This is a genomic window from Cognatilysobacter xinjiangensis (genome assembly GCF_014651995.1).
GTDB lineage: Bacteria > Pseudomonadota > Gammaproteobacteria > Xanthomonadales > Xanthomonadaceae > Cognatilysobacter > Cognatilysobacter xinjiangensis.
This window is the reverse complement of record NZ_BMXY01000003.1, coordinates 49,639-75,190: the sequence shown is the minus strand read 5'-3', so window position 1 is coordinate 75,190 and position 25,552 is coordinate 49,639. Positions and strand designations below refer to the sequence as shown.

18 protein-coding genes, 2 tRNA genes, 3 rRNA genes and 1 other RNA gene are annotated in these 25,552 nt (G+C 67.4%); 10 read left to right on the top strand and 14 right to left on the bottom strand.

Annotation, left to right across the window (positions count from 1 at the left end; genetic code table 11):
* Positions 1 to 89: 89 nt before the first annotated feature.
* Complete coding sequence (locus IE066_RS11115; protein ID WP_189449837.1) at positions 90 to 749, bottom strand: hypothetical protein; 660 nt, start codon at positions 747 to 749, stop codon at positions 90 to 92.
* 60 nt (positions 750 to 809) lie between these two features.
* Positions 810 to 1,460 (bottom strand): orotate phosphoribosyltransferase, encoded by a 651-nt coding sequence (gene pyrE / locus IE066_RS11110; RefSeq protein WP_189450364.1) that lies wholly within the window; start codon positions 1,458 to 1,460, stop codon positions 810 to 812.
* 105 nt (positions 1,461 to 1,565) lie between these two features.
* On the opposite strand from pyrE, the gene IE066_RS11105 reads away from it, so the two are divergent.
* Positions 1,566 to 2,372: an exodeoxyribonuclease III gene (locus IE066_RS11105; protein WP_189449836.1), complete on the top strand. Its 807-nt coding sequence runs from the start codon at positions 1,566 to 1,568 to the stop codon at positions 2,370 to 2,372.
* A complete protein-coding gene (locus IE066_RS11100; protein WP_189449835.1) occupies positions 2,362 to 3,708 on the top strand; it encodes an AmpG family muropeptide MFS transporter in 1,347 nt (448 codons plus the stop codon). Before IE066_RS11105 ends, IE066_RS11100 begins: the two co-directional genes overlap by 11 nt.
* On the opposite strand, the gene IE066_RS11095 is transcribed toward IE066_RS11100, so the two are convergent.
* Both IE066_RS11095 and IE066_RS11090 read right to left on the bottom strand, forming a co-directional pair.
* A complete protein-coding gene (locus tag IE066_RS11095; protein WP_189449834.1) occupies positions 3,696 to 4,841 on the bottom strand; it encodes an anhydro-N-acetylmuramic acid kinase in 1,146 nt (381 codons plus the stop codon). The genes IE066_RS11100 and IE066_RS11095 overlap by 13 nt on opposite strands.
* On the bottom strand, positions 4,841 to 6,268 hold the full coding sequence (locus tag IE066_RS11090) for a M23 family metallopeptidase (RefSeq protein ID WP_189449833.1): 1,428 nt from the start codon (positions 6,266 to 6,268) through the stop codon (positions 4,841 to 4,843). Before IE066_RS11090 ends, IE066_RS11095 begins: the two co-directional genes overlap by 1 nt.
* A gap of 182 nt (positions 6,269 to 6,450) precedes the next feature.
* Between IE066_RS11090 and tyrS the strand changes: the two genes are divergently transcribed.
* The 6 genes from tyrS (at position 6,451) to rrf (ending at position 13,276) form a co-directional block, all read left to right on the top strand.
* On the top strand, positions 6,451 to 7,659 hold the full coding sequence (tyrS, locus tag IE066_RS11085) for a tyrosine--tRNA ligase (RefSeq protein WP_189449830.1): 1,209 nt from the start codon (positions 6,451 to 6,453) through the stop codon (positions 7,657 to 7,659).
* Positions 7,660 to 8,081: 422 nt separating this feature from the next.
* Positions 8,082 to 9,620 (top strand): 16S ribosomal RNA (locus IE066_RS11080).
* Between the two features lie 96 nt (positions 9,621 to 9,716).
* Positions 9,717 to 9,792, top strand: a tRNA-Ala gene (locus IE066_RS11075).
* A 32-nt stretch (positions 9,793 to 9,824) separates the two neighbouring features.
* Positions 9,825 to 9,901: transfer RNA gene (locus tag IE066_RS11070), tRNA-Ile, on the top strand.
* Positions 9,902 to 10,141: 240 nt separating this feature from the next.
* Positions 10,142 to 13,006: ribosomal RNA gene (locus tag IE066_RS11065) — 23S ribosomal RNA — on the top strand.
* A gap of 156 nt (positions 13,007 to 13,162) precedes the next feature.
* Positions 13,163 to 13,276: ribosomal RNA gene (gene rrf, locus IE066_RS11060) — 5S ribosomal RNA — on the top strand.
* The 16S, 23S and 5S rRNA genes sit together here with 2 tRNA genes alongside, the layout of an rRNA operon.
* 709 nt (positions 13,277 to 13,985) lie before the next feature.
* Here the strand turns inward: rrf and rpiA are convergent.
* The 7 genes from rpiA to IE066_RS11025 all read right to left on the bottom strand — a co-directional run bounded on the left by rpiA (position 13,986) and on the right by IE066_RS11025 (position 21,122).
* Complete coding sequence (gene rpiA, locus IE066_RS11055; RefSeq protein ID WP_189449828.1) at positions 13,986 to 14,633, bottom strand: ribose-5-phosphate isomerase RpiA; 648 nt, start codon at positions 14,631 to 14,633, stop codon at positions 13,986 to 13,988.
* 4 nt (positions 14,634 to 14,637) lie between these two features.
* Complete coding sequence (locus IE066_RS11050; protein WP_189449827.1) at positions 14,638 to 15,108, bottom strand: EVE domain-containing protein; 471 nt, start codon at positions 15,106 to 15,108, stop codon at positions 14,638 to 14,640.
* The gene (locus IE066_RS11045; protein ID WP_189449825.1) at positions 15,105 to 15,692 is read right to left on the bottom strand and encodes a 5-formyltetrahydrofolate cyclo-ligase; all 588 of its coding nucleotides are present in this window, start codon (positions 15,690 to 15,692) and stop codon (positions 15,105 to 15,107) included. The genes IE066_RS11050 and IE066_RS11045 overlap by 4 nt, the downstream gene beginning before the upstream one ends.
* A gap of 42 nt (positions 15,693 to 15,734) precedes the next feature.
* Positions 15,735 to 15,920: non-coding RNA, 6S RNA (gene ssrS / locus IE066_RS11040), on the bottom strand.
* Between the two features lie 143 nt (positions 15,921 to 16,063).
* Positions 16,064 to 16,363 carry a cell division protein ZapA gene (locus IE066_RS11035; protein ID WP_189449823.1) on the bottom strand — a complete coding sequence of 100 codons (300 nt, stop codon included), beginning with the start codon at positions 16,361 to 16,363 and terminating at the stop codon, positions 16,064 to 16,066.
* Between the two features lie 10 nt (positions 16,364 to 16,373).
* Positions 16,374 to 16,598 carry a TIGR02449 family protein gene (locus IE066_RS11030; RefSeq protein ID WP_189449822.1) on the bottom strand — a complete coding sequence of 75 codons (225 nt, stop codon included), beginning with the start codon at positions 16,596 to 16,598 and terminating at the stop codon, positions 16,374 to 16,376.
* A 30-nt stretch (positions 16,599 to 16,628) separates the two neighbouring features.
* The gene (locus IE066_RS11025) at positions 16,629 to 21,122 is read right to left on the bottom strand and encodes an EAL domain-containing protein (protein WP_189449821.1); all 4,494 of its coding nucleotides are present in this window, start codon (positions 21,120 to 21,122) and stop codon (positions 16,629 to 16,631) included.
* Between the two features lie 126 nt (positions 21,123 to 21,248).
* Between IE066_RS11025 and IE066_RS11020 the strand changes: the two genes are divergently transcribed.
* Together IE066_RS11020 and IE066_RS11015 are read left to right on the top strand one after the other, a co-directional pair.
* Positions 21,249 to 21,797, top strand: coding sequence for a UPF0149 family protein (locus tag IE066_RS11020; protein ID WP_189449820.1), 549 nt, complete (start codon positions 21,249 to 21,251; stop codon positions 21,795 to 21,797).
* A 70-nt stretch (positions 21,798 to 21,867) separates the two neighbouring features.
* Positions 21,868 to 23,199 carry an aminopeptidase P N-terminal domain-containing protein gene (locus IE066_RS11015; RefSeq protein ID WP_189449819.1) on the top strand — a complete coding sequence of 444 codons (1,332 nt, stop codon included), beginning with the start codon at positions 21,868 to 21,870 and terminating at the stop codon, positions 23,197 to 23,199.
* Positions 23,200 to 23,214: 15 nt separating this feature from the next.
* Here the strand turns inward: IE066_RS11015 and IE066_RS11010 are convergent, their stop codons facing one another.
* The 3 genes from IE066_RS11010 to IE066_RS11000 all read right to left on the bottom strand — a co-directional run bounded on the left by IE066_RS11010 (position 23,215) and on the right by IE066_RS11000 (position 25,505).
* Positions 23,215 to 24,144 carry a histone deacetylase family protein gene (locus tag IE066_RS11010; protein ID WP_189450361.1) on the bottom strand — a complete coding sequence of 310 codons (930 nt, stop codon included), beginning with the start codon at positions 24,142 to 24,144 and terminating at the stop codon, positions 23,215 to 23,217.
* A 231-nt stretch (positions 24,145 to 24,375) separates the two neighbouring features.
* Complete coding sequence (locus IE066_RS11005) at positions 24,376 to 24,933, bottom strand: cob(I)yrinic acid a,c-diamide adenosyltransferase (protein ID WP_189449818.1); 558 nt, start codon at positions 24,931 to 24,933, stop codon at positions 24,376 to 24,378.
* Positions 24,933 to 25,505, bottom strand: a complete 573-nt coding sequence (locus tag IE066_RS11000; protein ID WP_189449814.1) for a hypothetical protein — start codon at positions 25,503 to 25,505, stop codon at positions 24,933 to 24,935. Before IE066_RS11000 ends, IE066_RS11005 begins: the two co-directional genes overlap by 1 nt.
* Positions 25,506 to 25,552: the final 47 nt, after the last annotated feature.

Sequence of the window (25,552 nt, the reverse complement as noted above, 5' to 3'; positions counted from 1 at the left end):
GGCGGCCCCGGCGCCGAAACGGAATCGCCCGCGACGTTTGTCGCGGGCGATCTCGTCTGGCGGGGCCGGAACGCGCCGCGGCGCGTCGTTCAGCCCGCGGGCTGCGTCGCGGCGTTGCCGGCGGGCTGCGGCTTCATCTCGCGATAGCGCGCCACCGCCTCGTCCATCTGCGCGCGGATCGTCGCCGACTCGCGCTGCAGCGAGGCCAGCGCGGCCTGCTGCGCGAGCAACTGGCGATGGTGCGCCTGGATCTCGTCGGCGAGCTTCTTCGGCACCGGGCGCTGGTTGAGCTCGGCGTCGCCGGCGCGGCGCAGCCGGTTCACCAGGCCCTCGCGCAGGCCGTCGATGCCCATCCGCGCGGTCTTGATCGCATCGCGGTTGAGCACCACGCGATTGTCGAACGAACGGCGCAGGTCGGCTTCGGTGGCGAAGGTGGTGACCATCGCCATCAGCCGGCGGTGCGCGGCTTCGGCCGCCGCGGCGGCGTCCGCCTGCGCGCGCGCCTGGGCTTCCGCCGAGGCCTTCTCGTCGGGCGTCAGCGCGCGCGGCAGCGTGGCGGTGGCCATGCCGCTCTTAGCGTTGATCTCGGTGCGTGCCGCATCGACCGCGCTCGCCGGCAGCGCGTCGCCGCAGACCTTGCGGCCGCCCTCGTTCCAGCAGTACAGCTTCTTCGCCGGCGTCGCCTGCTGTGCATGCAGAGGGGCGACGGCGCCGGTCAGGGCGAGCGCAAGCAGGGAGGCGCGGATCATGGGTGGGCGGTCGCTCGACGAAGTCTCGCCAGTGTCAGGCAAATTTCGCGCCAGCGGCCGTCATTCGCAACCGTAGGCCGCGCGGTAGGCCTGCAGCGCCTCATGTGGGACGCCCGGCACGTTTCCGGCGTCGAGTTCGAGCAGGTCGGCCATGCGCGCGACCGCGACCACCGGCAGCCCGTGCTCCTGTGCGACGGTTTGTGACGCCGAGCGTCGCGATACGGCCGGGTCGACCGCTTCCTCGCGGTCCAGCGCGATCACGATGCCGGCAGGCACGCCGCCCGCGTCGCGGATCAGCCCCAGCGCCTCGCGGATCGCGGTGCCGGCGGTGATCACGTCGTCGACGATCAGCACGCGGCGGCCTTCGAGCGCGGCGCCGATCAGCATGCCCCCCTCGCCATGCACCTTGGCTTCCTTGCGGTTGAACGCGACCGGCAGGTCGCGCCCGCGCCGCGCGAACTCGCAGGCCAATGCGGTGGCGAGCGGGATGCCCTTGTAGGCGGGGCCGAACAGCACGTCGAACTCGACGCCCGCGGCCTCGACGGCGTCGGCATAGCAGGTGGCCAGCTGCGCCAGCGCGGCGCCCGAATCGAAGCGCCCGGCGTTGAAGAAATACGGGCTGACGCGACCGGACTTTAGGGTGAATTCGCCGAAGCGCAGCGCGTCGACGGACAGGGCGAGCTGGAGGAAGAGGGTGCGGTGGTCGGCCATCGGATCGAAGCTGCTGCGACGGAAGACCGGCATCGTAAAGCAGCCAGCGGCTACGCTTGGCGCCCGGTCGCCGCGGGCGGCCGGTTCCATCGAACCGGACAGCACATGCGCGTCATCAGCTTCAACGCCAACGGCTGGCGTTCCGCCGCCAAGAAGGGCTTCATCGAATGGCTGCACGAGAAGGGTGCCGACATCCTCTGCGTGCAGGAGACCAAGGCGCAGGAAGACCAGCTGCGCGTGCCGGGCCTGGTGCCGGACGGCTATCACGCCTATTTCCGCGACGCCTCGACGAAGAAGGGCTACAGCGGCGTGGCGATCTACAGCAAGCGCGAGCCCGACGAGATCCGCTCGGGCCTCGGGCGCGCCGATTTCGACGAGGAGGGCCGCTACATCGAGGCGCGCTTCGGCGATCTCTCGGTGGTGTCGGTCTACGTGCCGTCGGGCACCACCGGCGAGCTGCGCCAGGGCTTCAAGGAATCGGTGATGGACTGGTTCGCGCCGATCCTGCGCGAATGGCTCAGCAACGGCCGCAAGTACATCGTCTGCGGCGACTGGAACATCGTGCGCAGCCAGCGCGACATCACCAACTGGCGCGGCAACCAGAAGCAGACCGGCTGCCTGCCGCACGAGCGCGCGTGGCTCAACGGCCTGATCGCCGATACCCACGGCGACGGCTCGCCCTGCGCGGGCGACCTCGGCTGGCTCGACAGCTTCCGCGTGGTCAAGCCCGACGAAGCCGCCGAGTACACCTGGTGGAGCAATCGCGGACAGGCGCGTGCGAAGAACGTAGGCTGGCGCATCGATTACCAGCTCGTGACGCCGAACCTGCGCGACGCGATCCGCCACTGCGAAACCCACCGCGAGCCGCGGTTCTCCGACCACGGCCCCTACATCGTCGACTATGACCTCTGAAACCAAGGCGGCCCGCCCGGGCTGGCAAAGCGTCCTCCGCGGCCTCGGCCAGCGGAAGGTGGCGGTGATGCTGATGCTCGGCTTCGCCTCGGGCCTGCCCTTCATGCTCGTCGGCAACACGATGGGCTACTGGCTGCGCGAGGGCGGCATCGAGCTCGCCACGATCGGCTTCGCCTCGTGGGTCGGCCTCGCCTATTCGTTCAAGTTCCTGTGGGCGCCGATCATCGACAAGGTGCGCGCGCCCCTGCTCGGGCGCTGGCTCGGCCAACGCCGCGGCTGGATGGCGCTGGCGCAGGTCGCGATCGCGCTCGGCCTGCTCGGCATGGCGCTGGTCGGCCCGGCGGGCGGGCTCGGTGCCTTCGTCGGGCTCGCGCTGGTCGCCGCGTTCGCCTCGGCGACGCAGGACATCGTGATCGACGCCTGGCGCATCGAGAGCTCGGAGAAGGGCGAGGAGCTCGCGCTGCTCAGCTCCGCCTACCAGCTCGGCTACCGCGCCGCGCTGCTGGTCACCGACGCGCTGATCCTGATCCTCGCCGCGCATATCGGCTGGATGGCCTCCTACGAGCTGATGGCCGCGGGCATGGGCATCGGCCTGCTCGCCACGCTGTGGGCGCGCGAGCCCGACGCCAGCCTGCGCGCCACCGCCACGCACGGCTCGCTGCTGACCGGGCGCGGCCTCTACGACGCGATCGTCGGTCCGTTCGTGGCGTTCTTCCGCGCCCACGGCAGCTGGGCGCTGCTGATGCTGGTCGCGATCAGCCTGTACCGGCTGCCCGACTTCTTCATGGGCCCGATGGCCAATCCGTTCTATGCCGATGCCGGCATCGACAAGGAAACCGTCGGTGCCGTGCGCGGATCGATCGGCCTGATCGCCTCGCTCGCCGGCATCACGGTGGCCGGCCTGTTCGCGCTGCGCTTCGGCTACGTCGCCACGCTGCTGGCGGGTGCGATCCTCGGCCCCGGCTCCAACCTCGCGTTCGCCTGGCTGGCGTTCCACGGTGCCGACACGACGAGCTTCTCCATCGCGATGTTCATCGACAACTTCGCGACCGGCTTCGCCGGCACCGCGCTGGTCGCCTACATGTCGTCGCTGACCAACGTCGGCTACACCGCGACGCAGTACGCGCTGCTGAGCTCGTTCTATGCGCTGCCCGGCAAGTTCCTGAAGGGCCTGTCGGGCGAGGCGGTGGAGTGGTTCGCCGCCGGCGATTCGCTGCTGCACGGCTACGGCGAGTTCTTCGTGCTCACCGCGCTGATGGGCCTGCCGGTGCTGCTGCTGTGCATCGCGCTGGTGCGGCGCCGTCCTGCCGCCGTGGCCACGCCTCAGGCGGGGTAGACGGCCCCGAGCACCCGCGGCCCGCGCGCGCCGGTCACCGCCGGCACGTTGCCGGGCAGGCCGGCCAGCGTCTGCCGCGCGAGCCACGCGAACGCCATGGCCTCGACGAAGTCCGCGTCGAGGCCGTGCGCATCGGTGGGCTCGATCGCGCAGCCGTGCAGGCGCGCGGCGATGCGCTCGATCAGCCGCGCATTGCGCACGCCGCCGCCGCAGGTGAGCACGCGCTTCGTCGCCGGCTGATGCGCGAGCAGCGCATCGCAGATCGTCGCGGCGCTGAGTTCCATCAGCGTCGCCTGCACGTCCGCGGTTGACTCGTCGCCGCGCAGGCGCGCCTCGACCCAGTCGAGATGGAACTGCTCGCGGCCGCTGCTCTTGGGCGGCGGCTGCGCGAACCACGGCTCGTCCAGCAGGCGCGCGAGCAGCGCATCGTCGACGCGCCCGCTCGCGGCGAACGCGCCGCCGCGATCGAAAGCCTCGCCGCGATGGCGCAGGCACCACGCATCCATCAGCGCGTTCGCCGGACCGGTATCGAAGCCGCGCACGTCGCCCGCACGCGGCAGCAGGGTGAAGTTGGCGATGCCGCCGAGGTTGAGCACCGCGCGGTCCTCGTGAGCCGACTGCAGCATCGCCGCATGGAAGGCCGGCACCAGCGGCGCGCCCTGGCCGCCGGCGGCGACGTCGCGGCGGCGGAAATCGGCCACGGTGGTGATGCCGCAGCACTCGGCGATGACGTTCGCGTCGCCGATCTGCCAGCTGAAAGGATGTGCGCCGTCGTGCCCGGCACCGGCGGGGCGATGGCGGACGGTCTGCCCGTGCGAGCCGATCGCGCGCACGTCGCGCCCGTCCACCTTCGCGTCCGCGAGCAAGGTCTGCACGGCCGCGGCGAAGGCCTCGCCGACCTGCACGTCCAGCATGCCGATCTCGTCCAGCCCGCGCGCATCGCCGCCCTGGCCGAGTTCGACCAGGCGCGCCCGCAATGCGGGATCCCAGGGCAGGGTGATGCCGTGCTCGAGCCGGCAGCCCGTGTCGGACGCGTCCGCTCCAAAACGAACGAGCGCCGCGTCAATGCCGTCGGCGCTCGTACCGGAAATCAGGCCGACGTAGAGACCGTCGGCCGGTGTCGCGCTGGTCATCAGGAACGGCGGCCGGGCTTCGTATCGTTCTTCGACGGCGCCTTCGCCACGCGCGGCTCGTCGTCGCCGGCGTAGATGATGTTCTCGACCTCGCGGATGCGCGCGAGCGCCGTACGCGTCTGGCCGCGGAAGGCGGCGAGCGCGGCGCCGGACAGCGGCTCCGGCGGCGGCATCGTCACGCTGAGCGGATTGCGGTGCACGCCGTTGATCTGGAATTCGTAATGCAGGTGCGGCCCGGTCGACATGCCCGAGGTGCCGACGTAGCCGATCACCGACCCCTGCGAGATGCGCTGGCCGACCTTGTACTTGCCGAACTGCGACATGTGCGCGTACAGCGTGGTGTAGCCGCGGCCGTGGTCGAGCATCACCACGCGGCCGTAGCCGCCCTTCCAGCCGACGAACTTCACCCGCGCATCGCCCGCCGCCATGATCGGCGTACCGGTGCCCGCGCCGTAGTCCACGCCCTTGTGCATGCGCATGCGGCCCAGCACCGGATGCTTGCGCGCACCGAAGCTCGAGGTCAGCCGCGCGTACGGAATCGGCATGCGGATGAAGGAACGGCGCAGCGAGCGGCCGTCCGCGGTGAAGTACTCGGGCTTGCCGTCGCGCACGAAGCGGAACGCCGAGTGCAGCTTCTGGCCGGTGGTGAACGTGGCCGCGAGCACGGGGCCGGTGTTGACGATCTCGCCGTCGCGCCAGGTCTGCTCGACGACCACGCTGAAGCGGTCGTCGGCGCCGACATCGTCGTTGAAGTCGATGTCGTACTTGAACATCTCGTCGGTCAGTGTGTTGACGTGCGAGCGGGTCAGGCCCAGCTTGCGCGCGGACGCGTACAGCGAACGCCCGACCTTGCCGCTGATCACCACCGTGCGCGTCTCGGTCGGCCGCACGATGACGTTCTCGTGCACCTCGCCGTTCTTGACGGTGAGTTCGACCTGGCGGCTCGCGTCCTGGTCGAAGCGCACGGCGCGCAGCTCGCCGCCCACGGGCAGGTCGAACGCGATCTGCATGCCGGGCTTGAGCGAGCGCAGCTGCGCCTTGAGCGTGGGCTGCGCAAGCAGCTTCTCGCGCGTGGCCTGCGGGATTTCCAGCTCTTTCATGATCGAAGCGAGCGTCTGGCCGCGCTTGATCTGCACGATCTGCCAGCTGTCGCCCTGCGCCTGCGCCAGCCGCAGCGGCGGCAGCGCGAGGGCCATCGAATGTCGCGGTGCGGGCGCATGGCCCTGCGTCACCACCGGCCGGTCGAAGCCCGGTACGATCGCCGCCGCCAGCATCGCGGCCATCGCGAACAGGCTCGCGTGAGCCCACTGCCTGCGCGACCAGCGTCCGCTGAAGCCCGTGCTTTCCTGCGCGACGACCTGGCGATGCAGGGTCTTTTCGCGAAGGGCATCGAGGCGCGCGCGGCGCGCCGAGACGGTGTCTGTCATGCTCGTTCCCCGAAGGCCGTGTAGGCCCCGTCACGACGGTAAAATAGACACGCTAGGTCTGTGCGTCAAACCATTGATGTAAATGGTTTTTTTCGTCAAGGCCCGTTTTACGTCCACTTAACTTTTGACTGGTCCGAGCGTGGACCGCGGTCGCAAGTCGCGACCTTCCGTGAGACCGAACCATGTCGACCCAGGCTGCCCTCGACCTCATCGCCCGCGGCGCGGACGAGATCCTCAAGCCCGAAGAGCTGGCCAAGCGGCTGGACGAGGGGCGCCCGCTGCGCATCAAGGCCGGCTTCGACCCGACCGCGCCGGACCTGCATCTCGGCCACACCGTGCTGCTCAACAAGATGCGGCAGTTCCAGGACCTCGGCCACCAGGTGATCTTCCTGATCGGCGACTTCACCGGAATGATCGGCGACCCGACCGGCAAGAACGCCACCCGCAAGCCGCTGACGCGCGAGGACGTGCTCGCCAACGCGGAGACCTACGCCGAGCAGGTGTTCAAGGTGCTCGACCGCGAGCGCACCGAGGTGCGCTTCAACAGCGAGTGGTTCGGGAAGATGTCGGCCGCCGACATGATCAAGTTGGCCGGCCAGCACACGGTGGCGCGCATGCTGGAACGTGACGACTTCTCCAAGCGCTTCGCCGCGCATCAGTCCATCGCCATCCACGAATTCCTCTATCCGCTGGTGCAAGGCTACGACTCGGTGGCGCTGGAGGCCGACGTCGAGCTCGGCGGCACCGACCAGAAGTTCAACCTGCTGATGGGTCGCGGCCTGCAGGAACACTTCGCCCAGAAGCCCCAGATCGTGCTGACCATGCCGCTGCTCGAGGGCCTGGACGGCGTCAACAAGATGAGCAAGTCGCTCGGCAACTACATCGGCATCGACGAGCCGGCGATCGACATCGTCACCAAGACGATGAAGATCGACGACACCTTGATGTGGCGCTGGATCGACCTGCTCAGCTTCGACATCTCTATTGGTGAGGCACGGGCGCTGCGTGGCGACATCGAGTCGGGCGCGCTCAACCCGCGCGACCTCAAGATGCGCCTGGCCCGCGAGCTGGCGGCGCGCTTCCACGGCGCGGCGGCGGCGGAGCAGGCCGTTGCCGGCTGGAACGCGGCCGTGCGGGGCGAGGGCGATGTGTCCCAGCTGCCGCTCGCCGATATCGTCATTCCAGCCGACGGGTTGCGTATTGCCGCCCTGCTGACGGCCGCCGGCCTGACGCCGAGCAACTCCGAGGCCAACCGCAAGCTCAAGGAGCGTGCGGTGCGCATAGACGGCGAGATCTTCGAGGACGCGAGCCGGCAGTTCATGCCGGGCTTCGAGGGCGTCCTAGCGGTCGGAAAGCGCACGTTCGCGCGGGTCCGCCTCGTTACCGCCTGAACGATCGAAAAAAAACTTCTCACCGGGGCTTCACAAGCGCCCCGGATCTCTACATAATGGCCGACCCAGCTGATGACGACCGCCGACAAGGCGACCGACGGAAAGCCGGGGCAGCAAAAAAATTCGATCACAGGGTGTTGACAGTGATCGAAAATGCTCTAAGATGGGCGGCTCACTCGGACGGATTGATTGCCGGGTGAAACGTAAGAGGGACGAGGCGCTGAGGCCGAAGTCCGGTGATCTTTGACAGTGTGCGCAGGTGACTTGTGCGGGCGTCTGGTGGTGGATGACTGTCCATCGCAGATGTCTCGTATCAAGCACAAAGATTCAAGTAAGCATGCAAATGCAAGCTGAGTTTTGGTGCCTGGACGGGCTCTGCACTTCAAAGCTTTAGCTGATCCTTCGGGATTGGTTGCAAAACTTAAGTGAAGAGTTTGATCCTGGCTCAGAGTGAACGCTGGCGGCAGGCCTAACACATGCAAGTCGAGCGGCAGCGGGTCCTTCGGGATGCCGGCGAGCGGCGGACGGGTGAGGAATGCATCGGAATCTGCCTCTATGTGGGGGATAACGTAGGGAAACTTACGCTAATACCGCATACGACCTACGGGTGAAAGCCGGGGACCTTCGGGCCTGGCGCAGAGAGATGAGCCGATGCCGGATTAGCTAGTTGGCGGGGTAAAGGCCCACCAAGGCGACGATCCGTAGCTGGTCTGAGAGGATGATCAGCCACACTGGAACTGAGACACGGTCCAGACTCCTACGGGAGGCAGCAGTGGGGAATATTGGACAATGGGCGCAAGCCTGATCCAGCCATGCCGCGTGAGTGAAGAAGGCCTTCGGGTTGTAAAGCTCTTTTGTTGGGGAAGAAAAGCTTCCGGTTAATACCCGGGAGTCCTGACGGTACCCAAAGAATAAGCACCGGCTAACTTCGTGCCAGCAGCCGCGGTAATACGAAGGGTGCAAGCGTTACTCGGAATTACTGGGCGTAAAGCGTGCGTAGGTGGTTCGTTAAGTCTGATGTGAAAGCCCTGGGCTCAACCTGGGAACTGCATTGGATACTGGCGATCTGGAGTGCGGTAGAGGGTGGCGGAATTCCCGGTGTAGCAGTGAAATGCGTAGATATCGGGAGGAACATCCGTGGCGAAGGCGGCCACCTGGACCAGCACTGACACTGAGGCACGAAAGCGTGGGGAGCAAACAGGATTAGATACCCTGGTAGTCCACGCCCTAAACGATGCGAACTGGATGTTGGGTGCAACTTGGCACTCAGTATCGAAGCTAACGCGTTAAGTTCGCCGCCTGGGAAGTACGGTCGCAAGACTGAAACTCAAAGGAATTGACGGGGGCCCGCACAAGCGGTGGAGTATGTGGTTTAATTCGATGCAACGCGAAGAACCTTACCTGGCCTTGACATGTCTGGAATCCTGCAGAGATGCGGGAGTGCCTTCGGGAACCAGAACACAGGTGCTGCATGGCTGTCGTCAGCTCGTGTCGTGAGATGTTGGGTTAAGTCCCGCAACGAGCGCAACCCTTGTCCTTAGTTGCCAGCACGTAATGGTGGGAACTCTAAGGAGACCGCCGGTGACAAACCGGAGGAAGGTGGGGATGACGTCAAGTCATCATGGCCCTTACGGCCAGGGCTACACACGTACTACAATGGTGGGGACAGAGGGCTGCAAGCCGGCGACGGTGAGCCAATCCCAGAAACCCCATCCCAGTCCGGATTGGAGTCTGCAACTCGACTCCATGAAGTCGGAATCGCTAGTAATCGCAGATCAGCATTGCTGCGGTGAATACGTTCCCGGGCCTTGTACACACCGCCCGTCACACCATGGGAGTCTGTTGCACCAGAAGCAGGTAGCTTAACCTTCGGGAGGGCGCTTGCCACGGTGTGGCCGATGACTGGGGTGAAGTCGTAACAAGGTAGCCGTATCGGAAGGTGCGGCTGGATCACCTCCTTTAGAGACCGGCAGCACTGCTGCCAGGCGCCCGCACAAGACACCTGCATTCGAAGTTCCAGAATCCCACGGGGGATTCTGGGGAGCGTCCCGCATCACGGGGCTTTAGCTCAGCTGGGAGAGCACCTGCTTTGCAAGCAGGGGGTCGTCGGTTCGATCCCGACAAGCTCCACCATCTCGCTGGCCTGCGCTGCGGACAGCAACATCGGGTCTGTAGCTCAGGTGGTTAGAGCGCACCCCTGATAAGGGTGAGGTCGGTGGTTCGAGTCCTCCCAGACCCACCATTTGCTCCGAATACTTCGAATGTTTGCACACACAAGATTAGAACCGCACGGGCGCTGAGGCCGGTGAGGTGTTCTTTGAAAATCAGGATGTAGCGAGCGTTTTAGACGTGAATGTCTACAGACGTGTCGTGAGGCTAAGGCGGGGATCCTCGAGATCCCTAAAAATTGAGTCGTTGAATTCGCGTCCGGGCTTTGTACCCCTGGACACAAATACGACCCCGAGGCGACTTGGGGTTATATGGTCAAGCGAATAAGCGCACACGGTGGATGCCTTGGCGGTCAGAGGCGATGAAGGACGTGACAGCCTGCGAAAAGCGCGGGGGAGCTGGCAATAAGCATTGATCCCGCGATGTCCGAATGGGGAAACCCACTGCGCAAGCAGTATCCTGCAGTGAATACATAGCTGCTGGAAGCGAACCCGGAGAACTGAAATATCTAAGTACCCGGAGGAAAAGAAATCAACCGAGATTCCCTGAGTAGTGACGAGCGAACGGGGACCAGCCCTTAAGCTGGATTAGTTTTAGCGGAACAACCTGGAAAGGTTGGCCATAGACGGTGATAGCCCGGTACGCGAAAAGGCTTTTCCAGTGAAATCGAGTAAGGCGGGGCACGTGAAACCCTGTCTGAACATGGGGGGACCATCCTCCAAGGCTAAATACTACTGACCGACCGATAGTGAACCAGTACCGTGAGGGAAAGGCGAAAAGAACCCCGGAGAGGGGAGTGAAATAGACCCTGAAACCGTGTGCGTACAAGCAGTCGGAGCCCGCAAGGGTGACGGCGTACCTTTTGTATAATGGGTCAGCGACTTACTGTTCGTGGCGAGCTTAACCGTATAGGGGAGGCGAAGGGAAACCGAGTCTGAAAAGGGCGCATAGTCGCGGGCAGTAGACCCGAAACCGGGTGATCTAGTCATGCCCAGGGTGAAGGTCCGGTAACACGGACTGGAGGCCCGAACCCACTCCCGTTGCAAAGGTAGGGGATGAGGTGTGATTAGGAGTGAAAAGCTAATCGAACCCGGAGATAGCTGGTTCTCCTCGAAAGCTATTTAGGTAGCGCCTCATATGTATCCTCTCGGGGGTAGAGCACTGTTATGGCTAGGGGGTCATTGCGACTTACCAAACCATTGCAAACTCCGAATACCGAGACGGACTGTATGGGAGACACACGGCGGGTGCTAACGTCCGTCGTGAAAAGGGAAACAACCCAGACCCACAGCTAAGGTCCCAAATTCATCGCTAAGTGGAAAACGATGTGGAAAGGCACAGACAGCCAGGAGGTTGGCTTAGAAGCAGCCACCCTTTAAAGAAAGCGTAATAGCTCACTGGTCGAGTCGGTCTGCGCGGAAGATTTAACGGGGCTAAGCGATGAACCGAAGCTTGGGGTGCACAACTTGTTGTGCGCGGTAGAGGAGCGTTCCGTAAGCCGTTGAAGGTGACTTGAGAAGGTTGCTGGAGGTATCGGAAGTGCGAATGCTGACATGAGTAACGATAATGCGGGTGAAAACCCCGCACGCCGAAAGCCCAAGGTTTCCTTGCGCAACGTCAATCGGCGCAGGGTGAGTCGGCCCCTAAGGCGAGGCTGAAAAGCGTAGTCGATGGGAAGCTGGTTAATATTCCAGCACCTCGCGTAAGTGCGATGGAGGGACGGAGAAGGTTAGGCAGGCCCGGCGTTGGTTGTCCGGGTGAGAGAGTTGAGGCGGTCCCCTTAGGCAAATCCGGGGGGGCAACGTTGAGACTAAGGACGAGTCCTTTAGGACGAAGCTGCTGATATCACGCTTCCAGGAAAAGCTCCTAAGCTTCAGCTTACGCAGACCGTACCGTAAACCGACACAGGTGGGCAGGATGAGAATTCTAAGGCGCTTGAGAGAACTCGGGTGAAGGAACTAGGCAAAATAGCACCGTAACTTCGGGAGAAGGTGCGCCCTTTTTGGTTCATAGCTGAGAAGGGCCGCAGTGACCAGGCCGCTGCGACTGTTTATCAAAAACACAGCACTCTGCAAACACGAAAGTGGACGTATAGGGTGTGACGCCTGCCCGGTGCTGGAAGGTTAAGTGATGGGGTTAGCCGCAAGGCGAAGCTCTTGATCGAAGCCCCAGTAAACGGCGGCCGTAACTATAACGGTCCTAAGGTAGCGAAATTCCTTGTCGGGTAAGTTCCGACCTGCACGAATGGCGTAACGACAGCGGCGCTGTCTCCACCCGAGACTCAGTGAAATTGAAATCGCTGTGAAGATGCAGCGTTCCCGCGGCAAGACGGAAAGACCCCGTGAACCTTTACTATAGCTTTACACTGAACGTTGAGTTCGTCTGTGTAGGATAGGTGGGAGGCTGTGAAACCGAGGCGCCAGCTTCGGTGGAGCCATCCTTGAAATACCACCCTGATGTGCTTGACGTTCTAACCTGGCGCCGTTATCCGGCGCGGGGACCGTGTATGGTGGGTAGTTTGACTGGGGCGGTCTCCTCCCAAAGAGTAACGGAGGAGCACGAAGGTACGCTCAGCGCGGTCGGACATCGCGCACTGTGTGCAAAGGCATAAGCGTGCTTGACTGCAAGATCGACGGATCAAGCAGGTACGAAAGTAGGTCTTAGTGATCCGGTGGTTCTGTATGGAAGGGCCATCGCTCAACGGATAAAAGGTACTCCGGGGATAACAGGCTGATACCGCCCAAGAGTTCATATCGACGGCGGTGTTTGGCACCTCGATGTCGGCTCATCACATCCTGGGGCTGTAGTCGGTCCCAAGGGTATGGCTGTTCGCCATTTAAAGTGGTACGCGAGCTGGGTTCAGAACGTCGTGAGACAGTTCGGTCCCTATCTGTCGTGGGCGTTGGAGATTTGAGAGGGGCTGCTCCTAGTACGAGAGGACCGGAGTGGACGAACCTCTGGTGTTCCGGTTGTCACGCCAGTGGCACTGCCGGGTAGCTATGTTCGGAAGCGATAACCGCTGAAAGCATCTAAGCGGGAAGCGCGCCTCAAGATGAGATCTCCCGGGAGCTTGACTCCCCTGAAGGAACCATCAAGACCAGGTGGTTGATAGGCTGGGTGTGTAAGTGCAGCAATGCATTGAGCTAACCAGTACTAATGATCCGTGCGGCTTGACCATATAACCTCAAGACGCTTTGGGCAGCCAAAGCACCTTACCCTCGCGATACGTCGCGACATTCACTGCTCGCTACATCCCCCCCTTTTCCGCTCGAACCCACGGGTTCGTCGGTAACCAACGAGAGCGCGGCGCCGTGAGGCGACCCTCCACCCTCTCCCTGGTGACCATAGCGGTGTGGAACCACCCGATCCCATTCCGAACTCGGACGTGAAACGCACCCGCGCCGATGGTAGTGTGGCTTTGCCATGCGAGAGTAGGTCATCGCCAGGGTCTTTATCCCGCAACCCCCCAGCCGTCCCAACGGCTGGGGGGTTGTCTTTTGGGCGATAGGAAATGTCGCTCCGACTCGGCAAGGAAAGCCGGGCACCTGCGGGCGGGACGTGGACGTTGCTCGCGTGCTCGCTGAGCTAATCCTGCCGACCTGGTGATGCCGCCGTCTGCAACTGGCGTGGAATCTTCTGCCTGCAGGCGTCCTGCCATACCACGCGGCGCTGCGTCGCCTGTTCGTCCAGTCAAGCCGGCGAACGTAAATAGTCCCGAAAACGCTTTCGAAACTGTCGCTTGGAAACCTCGTAGGCGTAGCTGACAGAGGGCCCCTGTTCGCGCCGCTGGTATCGGTAATGACGCCGATGGACGTCCTCGCGGACGGCGCGGCCTTTCCGGCGCCGGTGCTGACCGACCCACTCCTGTGCGCATATCGGCGGCGCCAGTCCGCGGTTGCCTGACAGGGCATGCAACACCTCTGGTTGCGCGCAGCGAGACGGCCGCGCTCAAACCGGGATGCCGTGCGGCCCGGATGCAGACATCGCCGGGCGGCGCGTCAAGCCGCGGTGGCGCGCCCGCTTTCAACGTTGCCGCCGATCGCTCAGACAGCAGCCAGGCTCAATGGCCGATTTTTGCCCGCCTCGGCCGGGCTACGAGCGATCCGACGCCCGATCTTTCGATGCCGGCCCCATCAAGGCAGGCCAATGGCGGCGATTCATAGAATCCGCGGCGTGTCCTCGCCGACGATGACGACGTCGGCCGGACGCCTCGCGAACAGGCCGACGCTGACGACGCCCGGTAGCTGGTTGATCGCCGTTTCCATGGCTACCGGGTCGATGATGCGAAGGCCATGGACGTCGAGGATCCAGTTGCCGTTGTCGGTGACGACGCCCTCGCGCCAGACCGGCTGGGCGCCAGTGAGCGCGACGATGTCGCGGGCGACCAGGCTGCGGGCCATGGGGACGACTTCGACCGGCAGCGGGAAGCGGCCGAGCACATCGACCTGCTTGCTGGGGTCGATGATGCAGACGAAGCGCTGGCTCGCCTGCGCGATGATCTTCTCGCGCGTGAGCGCCGCGCCGCCGCCCTTGATCAGGCGCTTGGCGGGGTCGCATTCGTCGGCGCCGTCGACATAGAGCGCCAGCGGGCCGGTCGCGTTGAGGTCGAGTACCTCGATGCCATGCGCACGCAGGCGTTCGGTGCTCTGCTCCGAGCTGGAAACCGCGCCGCGGACGCGCTCGGGCTCGCGGCCCAGCGCGTCGATGAAGTAGGCGACCGTGGAGCCCGTGCCGACGCCGACGATCATGCCGTCCTCGACGAAGTCCATCGCCTTTTCGGCGGCGCGCCGTTTCGCTTCGCTCATGGTTTCACTCGAGGGACAGGAGAAGGTTCCACTGCGCTGCCGATACCGGCAGCACGGACAGGCGGCTGCCGCGCTTGACCAACGCGAACTCCTCGCCAAGCTCATCGGCGTGCGCGCGGATCTCGTCGAGCGGAATGATGCGCGACAGCTTGCGCTCGAACGTCACGTCGACGTTGAACCAGCGCGGCTCTTCCTGCGTGGCCTTGGGGTCGAAGTAATGCGACGCACGGTCGAACTGCGTCGGGTCCGGGTAGGCCTCGCAGGCGACGGTCGCGATACCGACGATGCCGGGCGGCGTGCAGTTGGAGTGGTAGAACAGCACGCCGTCGCCGGTGCGCATGCCATTGCGCATGAAATTGCGTGCCTGGTAGTTGCGCACGCCGGTCCACGGTTCGGTGCCGACGCGCTGCAGGTCATCGATCGAGAAGGCGTCGGGCTCGGATTTCATGAGCCAGTAGCGGCGGCGTGCACTCATTCGGCGGTCGGGGCGATGTAGACGGAGGATTCGGTGCAGACAGCGTCGAGCGGCACGTCCCACGCGGCGGGCGCGATCGCGTCCACGCGCTGCAGTTCGTACGCGGCGCCGACCAGCAGCGGCCGCGGTTGCCGATCGCGCACGCCTGCGAGCGTGCGGTCGTACCAGCCGCCGCCCATGCCGATGCGGTTGCCGTTGGCGTCGAATGCGACCAGCGGCATCACGATCGCGGCGAGCGCGGATGCGTCCAGCAGCGAGGTCGGTTCGACATCGGGCTCGGGGATGCCGAAACGGTTGGACACGAGCGCGTCGCCCGAACGCCAGGGCGCGAACCGCAGGCGATCATCGTCGCCGAGCACGGGCAGGCAGTAGATACGATCGCTGCCGAGCGAGGTCTGCCAGGACAGCAATGGGATCTCGCCATCAACGGCCCAGTAGCCGGCGACGTAACCCGATGCCGGCATCGATGCGAGCGACGACAGACGCGCGGCCACCTGCTGCGCGGCGGCGATGCGGAAGGCCGGCGTGAGCGCCGCGCGGCGCGAGCGGATGTCGCGGCGTAGTGCGCGGAGATCGACGCTCATCGCGGCCCGTCCGGATCGGACAGGCGCGACGAGGAGAAAGAGGAGTCCTCCACCATGTCGATGCGTGCGAAACGACCTTGAACCCGGGGTTCAAGTGGGAACGCTCGACCATCTTCGGGCTTCCCGCTCGTGGACGGGCATGCGCGCCGGACGGTTGTCACGTTCCCGGTGTCGTTTTTAAGGGCCAAGGCGAATGTTTGCACACGCCGTCGCACACAGCAGAGGACGTGGACGGAGTATAGCGCGTGGCATCGCGCGCGCACTTTCCGCGCGGATGGCGGCTGGCTGGAATTCAGCAGGTTGATGGTCGCGTGGTGGCGTGCCGCGACGTCGCCTTCGCGGCACCTGTGCGAGGCGGCGGTATGCGCAGGTCAGCCGGAGGACTGCTCGAGCAGGTCGTCGAGGCGGCGGTTGAGCATGCCCAGCGAATGCGCGATGTCGCGCTCGCGATGGGTGTCCGGGCGCACCTGCAGGAACTCGTGCGCGATGTTGAGCGCGGCGAGCACGGCGATGCGGTCGACCGCGGCCATGCGGTTGCTGCCGCGGATCTCGCGCATCTTGTTGTCGAGGAGCTTGGCCGCGGCGAGCAGGCCGTCGCGCTGCTCGGGCGTGCAGCCGACCGTGTATTCGCGGTCGAGCAGGCGGACGTTGACGGGTTCGGACGTGCTCATGCGGGCGGGCTCAGGTGTGCTGCTCGAGCGAACGCAGGCGCGCGATCATCGCTTCCACGCGTACGCGGGCCTGCTCGTTCTTGGCCAGCAGCGAGGCGCGCTCGGACACCAGTTCGGCCTGTTGCTGGCGCAGGCTGCGGTTCTCGTCCTGCAGGCGTCGCAGGCGGTCGCCGAGTTCGTCGATGCGCCGGGCCAGCCGGTGGATCAGCTCGAGCGTCTGGGGCCTGTCGTCCATGCGGCCACGATAGCAGCGCGCGGGGGCGAATCAAGGCAGGGCGACGGCACCCGGGATGCAGGCGTCCCACTCCCATTCGCGCAGGAAGCGCTCGCAGGTTGCCGGGTCGAGCGGGCGCGACAGCCAGTAGCCCTGGATCTCGTCGCACCCGTGGCGGCGCAGGAAGTCGAGCTGACCGGCCGTCTCCACGCCTTCGGCGACGACGTGCAGGCCGAGCGAATGCCCCATGGCGATGACCGCACTGGTGATCGCCTCGTCGTCGGCGTCGCGGGTGAGGTCGCCGACGAACTCGCGGTCGATCTTCAGCGCGTTGATGGGCAGGCGCTTGAGGTAGGCGAAGGACGAGTAGCCGGTGCCGAAGTCGTCGATCGACATGTGCACGCCGAGATCGCGGATGGCGTGAAGCGCCGACCACGTGGCCTCGGCCATGACCACGCTTTCGGTGAGCTCGATCTCGAGGCGATGGGGCGGCAGGCCGGTCTCGGCGAGCAGCCGTTCGATGGTGCCTTCGAGCTGGCCGCGGCGCAGCTGCAGCGCCGACACGTTCACCGACATCGCGATGTCGAGGCCGGCCGCATGCCAGGTGCTGAGCTGGCGACAGGCATGGCGCAGCGCCCATTCGCCGATCTCGAGGATCAGCCCGGACTCCTCCGCGAGCGGGATGAACTGACCGGGCGAGACCGGGCCGAACTCGGCCGAGTTCCAGCGCAGCAGCGCCTCCACGCCGACGATGCGCTGCTCGCGCAGCGACAGGCGCGGCTGGTAGACCAGCGACAGCTCCTCGCGGTCGATCACCTTGCGCAGGGCGGCCGACAGCGTGGCGCGCTGGCGTGTCTCCACGTCCATCGAGCCTGCGTAGCGCATGAAGGTGCGACGGCCGAGTGCCTTGGCCTGGTACATCGCGGTGTCGGCATGCTTGAGCAGGTCCGACGGCGTGTCGGCATCCTCGGGATACAGCGCGACGCCGATGGACGGCGAGACGACGACGTCGCGCAGGTCGCCGGCGTCGAGCGGCGCCTCGAACGCGGCGAGCAGGCCGCGCGCGAGCGCCTCGGCCTCGGCGGCGTCGCCCACGTGCTCCATGACCACGGTGAACTCGTCGCCGCCGAGCCGCGCCACCACGTGATGGCCGCCGACCGCGTGCTGCAGGCGGCCGGCGGTGGCGCGCAGGATCGCGTCGCCCGCAGCGTGGCCGAGCGAGTCGTTGATGTCCTTGAAGCGGTCGAGGTCGAGGAACAGCACCGCGATACGCGTTTCCTGGCGCTTGGCGCGCGCAATCGCCCGCGACAGCCGCTCCAGCAACATCGCGCGGTTCGGCAGCCCGGTCAGCGTGTCGTAGTTGGCGAGGTAGCGCAGTTCCTGTTCGGCGCGCTTCTGGTCGGTGATGTCGGACAGCACCGCGACCCAGTGGCCGCGCTGGCCGGCGCTGTCGAGCACGACGCTGGCCTGGAGCCAGCACAGGAATTCGCCGCCGTCCTTGCGGCGCTGCCAGAGCTCGCCCGACCAGCGGCCGTCACGGCGCAGCGCGTCGCGCATGGCGCGGTAGACATCGGCATCGTGCTGGCGGCTGTCGATGAGGCTGGTGTCGTGGCCGACCACTTCCGCTTCCGCGTAGCCCGTCATCCGGGTGAAGGCCGGGTTGACCGAAACGAACAGGAAATCGTCGTCGAACACTGCAACGGCTTCGGCCATGCTGCGCAGCACTTCGCTGGCGACACGGCGGTCGCGCTCGGCGCGGCGCGTGGCGGTGATGTCGCGTGCGGTGCCGGCGATGCGCAGGGCGCGTCCGTCGGCGTCCTGCTCGACCACGCGGCCGCGCGCGCCCATCCAGGTCCAGCCGTCCTGGCCGTCGAGGACGCGATGCTGCGACTCGAACACCGGCGTCTCGCCGCGGACGTGCTGCCTCAGCTGCGTGCGTACGCGTTCGATGTCGTCGGGATGGATGTGGTGGTTCCGCCGGTGCAGCGATTCGGCTTCCAGCTGCGCGTCGCCGTCGGTGACGCGCACCCGCACGCGGTGCATGGCGCCATCGCGCAGATCGTAGTCCCAGAACTGCTCGCCCGAGGCCCAGAGCGCCACTTTCAGGCGTTCCTCGCGCTCGCGCAGTGCGGCCAGGTGCGCGCCGTCGCGGCGGCGGCGCTGCAGCCATTGCCAGCCGGCGAACCCCAGCGGCGCCAGCAGCAGCAACGCGGCGGCGGCGAGCACCAGCGGATGGCGCCACAGCGGCGCGTGCACGGTGACGTCGAAGCGCAGGCCGTCCTCGGTCCAGCGCCCGCTGCGGTCGGTGGTCTGCGCGCGGAATGTGTAGCGGCCCGGCGGCAGGCGCGAGTAGGTGATCTCGCGCTGGGCGCCGTTGTCGATCCAGCCGCGGTCGAACCCGTCGAGCCGGTAGCGGTAACGCGGACGCGCGGCCGGCGCGAAGTCGAGCGCGCCGATGCGCAGGCGCAGCAGGTCCTCGCCGGCGGGCACTTCGAGGCCGCCGGGCACGCGCAGCGCGGCCTCGCCGAGTTCGCGCTCGCCCAGGCGGGCCGACAGCAGGCGCAGCGGCGGGCTGATGGCCGGGGCGTCGCGGCGGGACGGGTCGACCAGGTTGAGCCCGCGCACGCCGCCGAAGGCGAGGCGACCGTCGCTGAGCCTGCCCGCGGCGCCGCCGTTGAATTCGAGGTCCTGCAGGCCGTCGCCGAGCCCGAACAGGCGCGCCTCGTGCAGGTCGGGGCGATAGCGCAGAAGGCCGGCGTCGGTGCCCCCCCACAGCGTGCCGGCCGGGCCTTCCTGCAGCGAGAAGATGATCGAACCGCGTTGGCCCGGCAGGTCGGCATCGAGCGGTCGGCTGAGCGTCCACTCGCCGGTGCCGACCGGTTGCGCGACCGCGAGTCCGCCCTGCGTGCCGATCCAGACGCGTCCGCGCGCGTCCTGGTGCAGGGAGCGCACCAGGTTGTTGGGCAGCGCGACGGTGGTGCCGGCCGAATGCCGGTAATGGCGCACGCGACCGGTCGCCGGTTCGAGCACGTCCAGGCCGTCGCCGGTGCCGAACCAGACCTGGCCGTCGCGCGCGACGAGCAGCGCGTGCACGTTCGGGTGCGAGAGCGTGCGACCGGCGACGTGATGTTCGAGCGCGCCGGTCGACGGCACGAAGCGGTAGGCGCCGTCGCCCGCGGTGCCGAGCCAGAGCGCGCCGTCGGGCGCGACGACGAGTGCGCGGAACGAGGGCTTGGCGACACCGGGCAGGGGCACGGCGTCGAGTCGTCGCGTGGCGGGGTCGAGTTCGAACAGGCCCGACGAGGCGGCCGCCCAGAGCCGGCCATCGCGGCCCGGCGCGAACGCGGCGACACGGCCGCCGCCGAGCCGGTCGCTCAGGTCCTCGTAGGCGCCCGTCGCGAGGTCGTAGCGCAGCAGGCGGTCGCCGTCGGTACTGATCCACAGCGCGCCGGGCGTGCCGGTGACGGCCCGCACGCTGTCGTCGGCGGCGGGGCTGCGGCGGTCGGCATCCGGTGTGCTGGTGACGTAGGCGAAGCGGGCGCCGCGCGGATCGCCGACGGCCGCGCCGCGGTACTGCCCGCCCACCCAGAGGGTGCCGCTGCGGTCGACCAGCAGGCGCCCGATGGCGTCCTCGGGCAGCGCGCCCGGCACGCTGGGGTCGGCGCGAAGCGCACCGACGGTCCCCGTGGCCGGGTCGAAGCGGCGCAGGCCGTCCGGATAGGCCGACAGCCACAGGCGGCCGTCCGGCGACTGCACGATCGCGCGCACCTGTGCCGGTTGCCGCGGCGTGTCGCCGAGCCAGACCGGCACGCGGGTCTCGCCTTCGATGCGCTCGAGGCCACGGTCGCCCCCGACCCACAGACGGCCCTCGCGGTCCTGCAGCAGCGACCAGGCCGGCGCCGCGTCCCCGATGCGCCGTGCGGTGCGGCCCTCGATGCGGTAGAGCCCCGCGCCCGTCGCGTACCAGAGGCGGCCCTCGCGGTCGCGCAGCAACTGCTGGCCACGGGAGCCGGTGCGGTCGGGCAGGTCGAGCAGGCGCTCGCGGTGCCCACTGGCGGGATCGAGGCGGTCCAGGCCGCGAACGGTGCCGACCCAGAGCGCGTCGGGCGCGGCGGCGAGGGCCACCACCTGGCGGTCGTCGCGGCGGTCCGGCGCCGCGCTGCCGTAGCGCCGGATCGCGCCGGTGCGCAGGTCCATGCGGGCCACGTACTGCGAGAACGTACCGACCCACAGGACCGGTCCGTCGCCGGCGGCGATCTCGGTGACGAAGCTGTCGGGCAGGCTGCCGGGGTCGTTCGGGTCGTGGCGGAAGACGCGGTAGCGCTCGCCGTCGTAGCGGTGCAGGCCGCCCTGCGTGCCGATCCAGACGAAGCCGAGTGAATCCTGTGCGATCGCGCCGATCGAGCCCTGCACCAGGCCGCGCTCGCTGCCGACGGGCTCGAAGTAGACCTCGCGCATGGCCGCGGCGGCAGGCGACGCCAACGTCGCGAATAGCAGCAGCATCGCGAGCTGGGCCCGCAGGCGCGTGGCGACGGGAGCACGCACGGAGCGGGTGGGAACAGGCATCGAGCGGCAGTGTAGGGGGCCTTCACGCGGCGTCACAACCGCGCCAGCGGCCTCGCGCGGTCGCGTTGCTACACTCGCGACCCCCATCGCGCCCGAAGCGAGACCGTGTCCGAATCCGAACTGCCGACCGTTGCCGAGATCGATGCCGAATCCGTGCGTCTGGGCCTCGCCACCTCGCCCTACGAACTTCACGGCGCGCTCTGCGGCTGGCTCGCCGGCGGTGGCCGCGACGAACGCGGCTGGCTGGCGCCGGTGTTCGCCGACCGCGACCTCGCCGCGCCCGCCGAGGGCTCGCCGTTGGATCGCCTGCGCGAGATCACTGCCGCGCAACTGTCGGACCGAAGCTTCGAGTTCGAACTGCTGCTGCCCGAGTCCGACGCGCCGCTGGTCGAGCGCAGCGGCGCGCTGTTCGACTGGTGCCGCGGCTTCGTCGGCGCATTCGGCCTCGCCGCCGGGCAGGCCTCCACGCTGTCGGACGAAAGCCGCGAGGCGCTGGCCGACCTGGCCAAGCTCGCCGCCGCGCAGCCGCAGGAGGACGGCGACGAGGAAGACGAGGAAGCGCTGGTGGAGATCGAGGAGTTCGTACGCGTGGCCGCGCTGCTGCTGCACGGCGACTGCGTGCTCGCGCGCGAACACCGGCAGCGCCTGAACTGAGGACGCGACGGCGCGCGGCCGCACCGCGCCCGTGACTGCACCCCGTGGAACGCCGTCTAACATCGCCACGATGGCCCGATCGATTTCCGAACCTCGAAACACGCGCAGCCCCTACGCGCGCCGTCGCAGGCACCTGATGCGCATGGCCGGCGACGACGCGATCGTGATCGTCCCCGCCGCCGCCGAGCGCATCCGCAGCCGCGACACCCACTATCCCTATCGGCAGGATTCCGACCTGCTGTACCTCACCGGCTTCCCGGAGCCCGAGGCCGTGCTGGCGCTGATCCCCGGGCGCCGCCACGGCGAGGCCATCCTGTTCTGCCGCGAGCGCGATCCCGAGCGCGAGGGCTGGGACGGCCCGCGCGTCGGGCCCGAGGGCGCGGTCGAGGCCTTCGGCGTCGACGACGCCTATCCGATCACCGACCTCGACGATATCCTGCCGGGCCTGCTGGAAGGCCGATCGCGCGTCTACTACCACTTCGGCCGCGACGCCGAGTTCGACCTCAAGCTGATCGGCTGGCTCAACCGGGTACGGGCGCAGGTGCGCAGTGGCGCGCAGCCGCCGCACGAGTTCCTTGAGCTCGGCCATCTGCTCGACGAGCTGCGGCTGTTCAAGGACGCCGGCGAACTCAAGCTGATGCAGAAGGCCGCCGACGTGAGCGTCGCCGCGCACGAGGCCGCGATGCGCGCCGCGCGCCCGGGCATCGCCGAATACGAGCTGCAGGCCGAGCTCGAATACGTGTTCCGCCGCAATGCCGCGACGCCCGCCTACAACAGCATCGTCGGTGCGGGCGCGAACGCCTGCGTGCTGCACTACAACGCGAATTCGGGCGCGGCGCGCGGTGGCGAGCTGGTGCTGATCGACGCCGGCGCCGAGGTGCAGGGCTACGCCGCCGACATCACCCGCACGTTCCCGGTGAACGGGCGTTTCTCGCCGGCGCAGCGCGCGCTGCACGACCTCGTCGGGCAGGCACATGCCGCCGCGCTCGCGAAGGCGCGGCCGGGCGAGGTCTGGGATTCGATCCACGAGGCCGCCGTGGCGACGCTCGCCGAAGGCCTGCTGCGGCTGGGGCTGCTCAAGGGCAAGCTCGAGAAGGTGATCGCCGACGGCAGCTACAAGCGCTTCTACCGCCACAAGACCGGCCACTGGCTCGGCCTCGACGTGCACGACGTCGGCGACTACCGCGTCGACGGGCAGTCGCGCGTGCTCGAACCCGGCATGGTGTTCACGATCGAGCCCGGGCTCTACGTCGATGCGAACGACACGACGGTCGATGCGAAATGGCGCGGCATCGGCATCCGCACCGAGGACGACGTGCTGGTCACCAAGGACGGCGCGCGCATGCTGACCGCCGCGCTCGCCCGCTCGGCCGACGAGATCGAGGCGTTCATGGCGCGCTGACCGCGCCGCGCGGATTCACCAACTCGCGCCGTCCGCCACCAGCGCGCCCGCATGCGCGGCGGCGCATTCGGCCAGCGCCTGCAGGTCGTAGCCGCCTTCGAGCATGGACACGATGCGGCCCTCGCAATGGCGTCGGGAGATCTCGCGCAGCTGCCCGGTGATCCAGAGATAGTCGACCGCTTCGAGTTCGAGCTGCGCGAGCGGATCGCGCTGGTGCGCGTCGAAGCCGGCGGAAATGAAGAGCAACTGCGGCGAGAACGCGTCGATGGCCGGCAGCAGCGTCTCGCTCCAGGCGCGGCGGAAGCCCTCGCTGCTGGTGCCCGGCGGCAGCGGTGCGTTGAAGACGTTCCCGATGCCCCGCTCGTCGGCATGGCCGGTCTCGGGGTACAGCGGCAGCTGGTGCGAACTGCAGAACACGACGCGCGGATCGCGCTCGAAGATCGCCTGCGTGCCGTTGCCGTGGTGCACGTCGAAATCGACGATCGCGACGCGAGAAAGGCCGTGCACGTCCAGCGCATGCGCGGCGGCGACGGCGATCGAATCGAAGAAGCAGAAGCCCATCGCGGTGTCGCGCGTGGCGTGGTGGCCGGGTGGCCGCACCGCGCAGAACACGCGGCGTGCCTTGCCCGACATCACGGCGTCGACCGCCGCAATACCCGCACCCGCGGCGCGCAAGGCGGCTTCGGCGGCACCGGGCGAGAGGAACGTGTCCGCATCGAGCTGCACAGTGCCTTCGGCGACCGGCGTGTCCAGCACCTGCCGGATCAGCGCGTCGTCGTGCACGCGCGCGAGCTGTTCGCGAGTCGCCAGCGGCGCCTCGGCCCAGGGCAGGTCGGGATAGGTGTCGCGGATCGCGTCGACGACCGCTGCGAGCCGCTCCGGGCGCTCGGCATGGCCCGGCGGCGGCACGTGCGCCGCGCAGGCGGGATGGGTGATCAGGAGCAGCGGCAGCATGTCGGTCATGCCGCGATTGTCACCGAGCCGCGAGGCGAATGCAGGCTTGCCGACGAGCCGGGTGACGGCCGGCGCAGGCGTCGGGCTTGGTCAGCGAAGCGATCGCGTGATTACGACGCGTCCTGCCGCTCCGTCGTAGCGCGTGGCCACGAAACGTCGGATGCGGACTAGGCCGCTCGCGTCGCGGTCCTCGGGTAGCGACGCGAGCGCGGCGACGACACCTCAGCCGTGGCGCCGCTCATGGTTCCAGAGCACTTCGCCGTGGCCGCTGGCGCGCGCCAGCACGCGGGCCAGCACGAACAGCAGGTCGGACAGGCGGTTGAGGTAGCGGATCGCTTCCGGCCGCACGGTTTCCACACGCGACAGCGCGACGCATTCGCGCTCGGCGCGACGCACCACGGTGCGCGCGATGTGGCAGCGCGCCGCGGCCTCGCCACCGCCCGGCAGGATGAAATCCTTCAGCGGCGGCAGCGGCTCGTTGAACGCGTCGAGCTGCTGCTCGAGACGCTCGATGTCGGCATCGACGATCGCCGCATGCCCTGGGATGCACAACTCGCCGCCGAGGTCGAACAGCTGGTGCTGGATCGACGTCAGCAGGCGTGCGACGTCCTCGGGCAGTTGCGGGCTGGCGAGCACCAGCCCGATGCAGGAATTGGCCTCGTCGACCGTGCCGTAGGCGTCGACGCGCGGCGAATCCTTGCCGGTGCGCGAGCCGTCGCCGAGGCCGGTGCTGCCGTCGTCGCCGGTGCGCGTGTAGATCTTCGAGAGGCGGTTGCCCATCAGCGCGCGGCGACGGCGCGGCCGTTGCGCGACAGTGCGCCGGCGGCGACGTACACGACGGTGGCGCCGGCCACGTACATCGCCGCGGTCTGCAGGTAGCCCGGCAGGAACTGGAGGTAGTTCTGCGCCCAGCCGGCGACGGTCGGCGCGGACACCGCCACCCAGTAGAAGCTGCCCTGCGCGATCAGGTGGCAGACGGCGGCCGAGACGACGAGCGAGGCGGCGAGCAGGCCCAGCGAGCGCAGGTCGCGGCCGACGCCGCGGCGGCGCAGCCACATGCCGCCCGCCCACATCACGAAGTAGGCCGGCACCAGGCACCAGTACGCCGGCGACACGCAGTAGTGCTGGAAGAAGCTCGCGCCGCTGCGGGTGATCACCGCGTAGTCCACCAGCACCGCCAGCGCCATCAGCACGGGGAACGCCCAGCGCGTCCACGTCGACAGCGCGAAGCCGCCGATGAAGAACACCGCCCAGGACGCATCCGGCACCGGTGCGAAGTGGTTGAGGCGCGTGGCCGCCATCAGCGCGGCGAGCAGCATGAGGATCAGGGTGCGCTGGGCGGTGGCAGTCATCGGTCGCTCCGGAAGGACAGGGCCGGCACGGGACCGGCGAGCCCCGC

What these genes read in the sequence shown, in the direction of transcription:
- IE066_RS11115 (WP_189449837.1), bottom strand. Translation starts at nt 749, where the DNA reads ATGATCCGCGCCTCCCTGCTTGCGCTCGCCCTGACCGGCGCCGTCGCC.
- pyrE (WP_189450364.1), bottom strand. Translation starts at nt 1,460, where the DNA reads ATGGCCGACCACCGCACCCTCTTCCTCCAGCTCGCCCTGTCCGTCGAC.
- IE066_RS11105 (WP_189449836.1), top strand. Translation starts at nt 1,566, where the DNA reads ATGCGCGTCATCAGCTTCAACGCCAACGGCTGGCGTTCCGCCGCCAAG.
- IE066_RS11100 (WP_189449835.1), top strand. Translation starts at nt 2,362, where the DNA reads ATGACCTCTGAAACCAAGGCGGCCCGCCCGGGCTGGCAAAGCGTCCTC.
- IE066_RS11095 (WP_189449834.1), bottom strand. Translation starts at nt 4,841, where the DNA reads ATGACCAGCGCGACACCGGCCGACGGTCTCTACGTCGGCCTGATTTCC.
- IE066_RS11090 (WP_189449833.1), bottom strand. Translation starts at nt 6,268, where the DNA reads ATGACAGACACCGTCTCGGCGCGCCGCGCGCGCCTCGATGCCCTTCGC.
- tyrS (WP_189449830.1), top strand. Translation starts at nt 6,451, where the DNA reads ATGTCGACCCAGGCTGCCCTCGACCTCATCGCCCGCGGCGCGGACGAG.
- rpiA (WP_189449828.1), bottom strand. Translation starts at nt 14,633, where the DNA reads ATGAGCGAAGCGAAACGGCGCGCCGCCGAAAAGGCGATGGACTTCGTC.
- IE066_RS11050 (WP_189449827.1), bottom strand. Translation starts at nt 15,108, where the DNA reads ATGAGTGCACGCCGCCGCTACTGGCTCATGAAATCCGAGCCCGACGCC.
- IE066_RS11045 (WP_189449825.1), bottom strand. Translation starts at nt 15,692, where the DNA reads ATGAGCGTCGATCTCCGCGCACTACGCCGCGACATCCGCTCGCGCCGC.
- IE066_RS11035 (WP_189449823.1), bottom strand. Translation starts at nt 16,363, where the DNA reads ATGAGCACGTCCGAACCCGTCAACGTCCGCCTGCTCGACCGCGAATAC.
- IE066_RS11030 (WP_189449822.1), bottom strand. Translation starts at nt 16,598, where the DNA reads ATGGACGACAGGCCCCAGACGCTCGAGCTGATCCACCGGCTGGCCCGG.
- IE066_RS11015 (WP_189449819.1), top strand. Translation starts at nt 21,868, where the DNA reads ATGGCCCGATCGATTTCCGAACCTCGAAACACGCGCAGCCCCTACGCG.
- IE066_RS11005 (WP_189449818.1), bottom strand. Translation starts at nt 24,933, where the DNA reads ATGGGCAACCGCCTCTCGAAGATCTACACGCGCACCGGCGACGACGGC.
- IE066_RS11000 (WP_189449814.1), bottom strand. Translation starts at nt 25,505, where the DNA reads ATGACTGCCACCGCCCAGCGCACCCTGATCCTCATGCTGCTCGCCGCG.